Source organism: Paenibacillus sp. EKM206P (genome assembly GCF_011066155.1).
GTDB lineage: Bacteria > Bacillota > Bacilli > Paenibacillales > Paenibacillaceae > Paenibacillus > Paenibacillus polymyxa_D.
On sequence record NZ_JAAMNQ010000019.1, the window covers coordinates 60,167 to 66,297 of the forward strand.

Sequence of the window (6,131 nt, forward strand, 5' to 3'; positions counted from 1 at the left end):
TGATTACAATATAAAGAACATTCAATTCCACATGTATCGTGGTGCTGAATGTTCTTTTTTTATAATTCTACCTTACCATACAATCTTTTTCCCGGTTGCAGCCGATTCCTCGATGCGATCCAGTAGCTGATGCAGCTTTAAGGCGTGGTTGAAATCAGGAGCGAGACGGGTGCCCGTCAAAATATCCTCGGCAAATACATGATGAGCCTTGGCTACATTCAGGGTTACCCCTTGTTTTGGAAAATCCAGTCCGCCATCAGGCTCAGCAGTTACACTTATTTGTTCAAACGCCCCATTAGGACCATGACTCTGCGTACTGCTTGGATCGTACGCAAGTTTTTCGAGCGTCAGATTCCCAAATTGAACATGCCCAAGCGAAGGATTCTGTGTCAATCGCAAAATACCCCTTTTCCCCTGAATCTCTATCTCAAACTTAGAATTCACTCCGCCCTGAATGTGAACGGATATCGGCGCCCCCTTTTCCAATAGTCCGTGAATCAGAATCTGATCGGCTGTATCCTTGGAAATGACTTCACCCGTTTCCTGAATAGTGGCTTCATTATAGCGAGATGATGTGATGGCCGATAGCTCGCGGAATTCGCCAACGATGTATTGCAGCGCATCCAGAGAATGCCCGCCGTTAATCGTCAGCAGATTAGCGCCATTGGCTCTGTTCAGCAAATAAGCAGTGTCCTGATTTACTTGTCCACCTTTGCCGGAAGTAGCTACTTGCATATGACAGGATAGAATTTCACCAATCTCTCCGCTCTCCACCAATTTTTTCATCGTTTGCACTTCAAGATCCTGCCGTGCCTGCAAGCCGACGGTATGATGAATGCCTGCCAGTGCCGCCGCCTCGACCATTTCAGCAGCTTCCGCAGTGTTTGCCCCCAAGGGCCATTCACAAAAAATATGCTTTCTCTCTTGAATTGCCGCCATCACCGCCTCATAATGATGGGGAACTTTTACGCTCACCACGACCATGTCCACATCCTCGGAAGCTGCGAGCTTTTTGGCATCATCAAAAGCCAGTGCCGCACCTACTTCTTCTGCACTTTGTCGTGCACTCTCCATACGGGAGGTGCCGACGGCAGTGATATCCAGGTTTGAGTGCTTGAGCAACGCCGGAATATGCGTTTGACTAGCCCATTTATTATTCATCGAACCTCCTACGATACCTGCACGAATCTTCTTTATTACCATGTTGCCATACCTCCTAATTTTTAAATGAGGGTGGAAAGTAGCGTCCAAGGTCAATATAATACACTTAACTCATAAATAATAATGCTTGTTTATGATATAGGTATCATTTTATTTGATGGGAGGTGAAGGGATGGATATTGAAAATATGCAGGCATTTGTTTCGGTGGCAGAGCTGAGAAGCCTGACAGAAGCTGCCCAAAAGCTGAATCATCTGCAATCGAATATGACGGCTAAAATAAAGAAGCTGGAGGCCCATTACGGCACAGCGTTATTTTACCGAAAGCCCCGGGGTATGGAGCTGACACCTGCAGGAGAAATCTTATATGCTCAGTTCAAGCAAATGTTGTTGCTGTGGCAAGACACGGAGATGAAAATGAGACCGCAGGAGGAAAAGCTGCGCATCGGTACGATGCAGTCCATTGTTGCGGGGGAAACAACAAGGGCGCTTACGAAGGTATACGAGCTGTACCCGCAGGCCTCGGTTACATTAAAAACCGGAACCACCACGGAAATGGAACGATTGATTCTCGACGGCGAGCTCGATATTGCTTTTGTTACGGGGTATCCCACCAACCCGTATATTCATTATCAAAAAATATGCCGTGAAGAGCTGGTGCTGGTGGGGAAAGGCATACATGAAGGCTCGGATCTTAAACAGGTACTCCAAGGAGCGTCTATTATCATATTGTCGGATGGCTGCCTGTACCTCACGTATTTAGAGAAGATGTATCAGGACATGCAATTGACCCATGGCGAGGTTGTGGAGGTTGGTGTGTTTGAAACGATGGTACAATTTTCCTTGATGGGAATGGGAATCACCCTCATGTCCAAAAGGCTGGCGCGGCAATTTAAAGTAACATCCTATTTGCCCGCTCCCCCAGCCTTTGGCTACATGGATACATATTTAATAACCCGGCCAAATCACGAAATGACAGCGATTGAACATAAATTTATCGAAATCAATAATACGATCTAATACAATTCAAGAATGCTCAGGCTATTTGTTTAGCTTGAGTATTCTTGAATTGTAGGATTTGTCTATATAGACTTGTCTCAGGACTTGTTTATTTTTAGTGAGGGTGTATAATACTTGATATATCAATTGATAGGTCAAGTATTAGGAGGATGGTTTGTCATCGAACATTGCTCTGAAAAAAGTCAGTTGTTTTATCGCATGCATCTTTTGTGTAAAGAAATGAATAACGCTTTTGAAGCACAGTTAAAAACCAGTTTTACCAAGGTTGAAATTTTGTATCATATTGACCATCGTCAGGAACTAAGCCAGCTAGAGCTCCAACATCTGCTCGTTCTGGATGGTGCAGCAGTGACTCGACATCTACGAAGGCTGGAAGAGGAAGGTCTGATTTTACGTAGTAAAAAAGAGCAGGATAAGCGTGTGACCTATATACGTTTGACCGAATTAGGGGTTCAAGAGCTGCAAGTTTTGTCAGAGCAAAGACAAGCCTTCCAGGAAAAGCTGCTATGTAAGTTTACAGATGAGGAAATTGTGGCTTTGACAGATGTACTACAGCGTATGTCTAACAATGTGAAGAATATATAAATGTGAGGAGGAAATGAATATGAAAGCCATCGTTATAGATCAGTATGGAAGCAAGGATGAATTGAAAGAAAGAGAAGTGCCCACTCCTACACCACTGGCTCATCAGGTTGTAGTCAAAGTGGCGGCTACCTCCATCAACCCAATTGACTGGAAGTTGCGTGAAGGTTACTTAAAACAAATGATGGATTGGGAGTTCCCGATTATTTTAGGCTGGGATGTAGCCGGCACTATTTCGGAAGTAGGCAGCGAGGTCACCGATTGGAAAGTGGGAGATGAAGTGTTTGCACGCCCGGACACCACACGGTTCGGTACTTATGCCGAGTATACCTTGGTGGATGATCACCTGTTGGCGCGTAAACCTGCCTCAATTTCTTGGGAGGAAGCCGCTTCTGTACCTTTGGCGGGGTTGACTGCTTGGCAGGCGCTTTTTACACATGGTCAACTGACCAAAGGGGAAAAAGTATTAATCCACGCAGGTGCAGGTGGCGTAGGCATGTTTGCTATCCAGTTTGCCAAACAAGCCGGAGCCTATGTCATTACTACAGCCAGTGAGCGTAATCATGAATTGCTTGCTTCATTGGGAGCCGACCAAATCATTGACTATCACACAACTCGTTTTGAGGAAGTTTTATCTGATGTGGACGTGGTGTTCGATACGATGGGCGGGGATGTTCAGAAGAATAGCTTTAAGGTAATGAAAAGGGGCACTGGACGGATCATATCCATTGTGAGCAATTTTGACGAAGAGCTGGTAAAGGAGTACAACGTAACGGCCAAAAATATATGGCTGGAGCCCAACGGACAGCAACTGCAGGAAATTGCCGACCTATTGGAGCAAAAGAAAGTAAGATCGGTAGTGGGAGCGACGTTTCCTTTTTCGCAAAAAGGCTTATATGATGCACACGCTTTAAGCGAAACCCACCATGCTGTTGGAAAAATTGCAATAACCTTCTCATAAGGATGAATACACATATACAGCACGAATGGAATTGCGCACGATGAAGATTTTAGAAGATTATTTTCACTACTATGATTTAGCAAAAGATGACGAGAAGAGTAGAGAACGATTAATTAGCCTTTTTTCTGAGAAGATTGAGTTTGTATTGAATGGTGATCGAAAACAAGGTATGAACAGTTGGAAAAGCTTCTTGAATATGTTCTTTGAGGGATCGCTCGAAATCAAGCATATGTATGAAGGTTGGAAACCTGTACCCGGAGAACCTGATACCTATCAAACCAAATGGGCAGTGTGTGGTAAAAAAGCAACAGGCGAAGTTTATACACTTACTGGAGTGGACAAGGCCCGGCTGGATGCGGAAGGTAAGATCGTTTATCTGGAGAATATCCCAGACACAGCGAATGCATTTGATAAGTACAAAAACATCTGATTCCCTTAAATGATAACCCGTTAGCTGCATAATAGCTTGCGGGTTTTATATTTTCCGAACAATACATATATGTTTAATTTGTAACATTCGCTTTTTCTGTTGACAAGCAGTAGGTGAGAGCCTAAAATAACGAATGTAATAATATAGCGCATTGAATGCGAATATTACTTCAAACGAACGACAACAATACGAGTATGCTTTGCGTAGGAGGAATTACGACTCATGGAGCGTTTCTTTAAATTAAAGGAACATGGCACGAACGTCCGCACAGAAATTATAGCGGGGATTACTACTTTTATGACCATGGCTTATATTTTGGTGGTCAACAATACCTTTTTAGGTCCGACTGGAGCAGGTATGCCCAGTGAAGCTGTCTTTTTTGCGACGGCCGTAGGTGCAGGTTTGGTTACCATCCTGATGGGGTTATTCGTTAATGTGCCGATCGGCATGGCGCCGGGTATGGGCTTGAATGCTTATTTTATGACTGTAGTCCTGAGTTCTAATGGCATGATTACTTGGCAAGCGGCACTTGGCGCTGTATTTATATCCGGTATCGTCTTTCTGATTTTAACCGTGACACGAGTAAGACAGATGCTGCTTGTTGCGGTTCCGGAAAATTTAAAGACAGCTATTACAGTGGGTATCGGCTTGTTTATTACGATTGTCGGCTTCAAGCTTTGTAATCTGGTTATGGTGAGTATCGTTCCAGGGACAGATGTTGGTCAACCGGTTCCGGGTCATGCTTTTAATTTAATTTTGGGAAGTCTGGTACATCAAAAGGATGCACTGCTGGCCCTAATCGGATTGCTTATTATCGCAGTACTGATGGTCGTTCGGGTTAAAGGTGCATTGCTGATTGGGATCGTAGCTACTACATTAATCGGTATTCCGATGGGAGTAACGAATCTGAGTAGCTTGACAACAGGCAACTGGATTCCTGATTTCAGTAATTTGGCTGTAGGCCAGTTAGACTTGAAAGCAGCTTTGCATATTGGTCTGTTTGATATCATTTTCATTTTCACATTTGTAGAGTTGTTTGATACGTTCGGTACCTTGGTAGGTACAGCTACTCGCGCGGGTATAATGAAAGATAAGAAAAAAGGCGAGAAAATTATCGGTAAAGCGATGCTGGTGGATGCTGTTGGCGTAAGTACCGGTGCTGTATTGGGTACAAGTACGATTACAGCATTCGTAGAAAGCTCCGCAGGGGTAGAAGAAGGCGGACGTACCGGACTGACTGCTGTAACGACAGGTGTTCTGTTCTTGTTGGCCCTGTTTATTGCACCGTTGGCTCTGGTTGTGCCTTCTGCTGCTACTGCTCCAGCTCTGATTATCGTTGGGGTCCTAATGATGAGTCAGGTTCGTAACATTGACTGGGACAACTTCCTGTTGGCGTTTCCTGCATTTTTGACTATCGTGCTGATGCCTTTCACAGGTGGAATCGCGAATGGTATCTCTGCTGGTATTTTGTCTTACGTTGTGCTGGCTGTGTTCAGTAATCTGTTTACCAGCAATAAAGTTAAAATTCACTGGCTCATGTGGGTGCTTGCTATTATTGTAGTGATCCGCTTTGCCTTTATGGGCTCTGAGTAATTAGTAGATATAAAACAAAGAACCTCTTCCTGTTGCTTAAGGGAAGAGGTTCTTTGTTTGTAGTTAGACGCAGATAGATACAACGGAGCTATTATATAGAAGGAAAATGAATAATAAATAAAGTATTATGAATTTCACATAATAAATGCTTGCAAACGGGATGTGTATATGGTATATTCTAATTCCGGCCAAGAAATACAATATTGCGAGCGAGTGTTACAAAAAAAGTTTTTCAAAAAATGCTTGCAAAGTTGGTTCGGACATGGTATATTATAAGAGTTGACGAGGCGACGAGCTGAATCAATGGATAAAGAATGTTTGATCTTTGAAAACTGAACAACGAGTGAGTAAAACGATTTTGTTCGCAAAATCAAACAAGAGATATT

Annotated in this window: 6 protein-coding genes; 5 read left to right on the forward strand and 1 reads right to left on the reverse strand. The window is 43.6% G+C overall.

Translation table 11 applies throughout. The annotated features are described in order from the left end of the window. Positions 1-72 precede the first annotated feature (72 nt). On the reverse strand, positions 73-1,203 hold the full coding sequence (locus G9G53_RS24455; RefSeq protein ID WP_165150793.1) for a Gfo/Idh/MocA family protein: 1,131 nt from the start codon (positions 1,201-1,203) through the stop codon (positions 73-75). 130 nt (positions 1,204-1,333) lie between these two features. On the opposite strand from G9G53_RS24455, the gene G9G53_RS24460 reads away from it, so the two are divergent. From G9G53_RS24460 to G9G53_RS24480, 5 genes are all read left to right on the forward strand, one after another. After that, positions 1,334-2,179 (forward strand): LysR family transcriptional regulator, encoded by an 846-nt coding sequence (locus tag G9G53_RS24460; protein ID WP_165150795.1) that lies wholly within the window; start codon positions 1,334-1,336, stop codon positions 2,177-2,179. Between the two features lie 114 nt (positions 2,180-2,293). Further along, positions 2,294-2,764, forward strand: a complete 471-nt coding sequence (locus G9G53_RS24465) for a MarR family winged helix-turn-helix transcriptional regulator (protein ID WP_039270704.1) — start codon at positions 2,294-2,296, stop codon at positions 2,762-2,764. A gap of 19 nt (positions 2,765-2,783) precedes the next feature. Further along, complete coding sequence (locus G9G53_RS24470; RefSeq protein WP_029515744.1) at positions 2,784-3,722, forward strand: NADP-dependent oxidoreductase; 939 nt, start codon at positions 2,784-2,786, stop codon at positions 3,720-3,722. A 40-nt stretch (positions 3,723-3,762) separates the two neighbouring features. After that, the gene (locus G9G53_RS24475; RefSeq protein ID WP_165150797.1) at positions 3,763-4,152 is read left to right on the forward strand and encodes a nuclear transport factor 2 family protein; all 390 of its coding nucleotides are present in this window, start codon (positions 3,763-3,765) and stop codon (positions 4,150-4,152) included. 222 nt (positions 4,153-4,374) lie between these two features. Next, entirely contained in the window at positions 4,375-5,745 is a 1,371-nt protein-coding gene (locus G9G53_RS24480; protein WP_165150799.1) for an NCS2 family permease, read from the forward strand. The last annotated feature ends 386 nt before the right edge of the window (positions 5,746-6,131 follow it).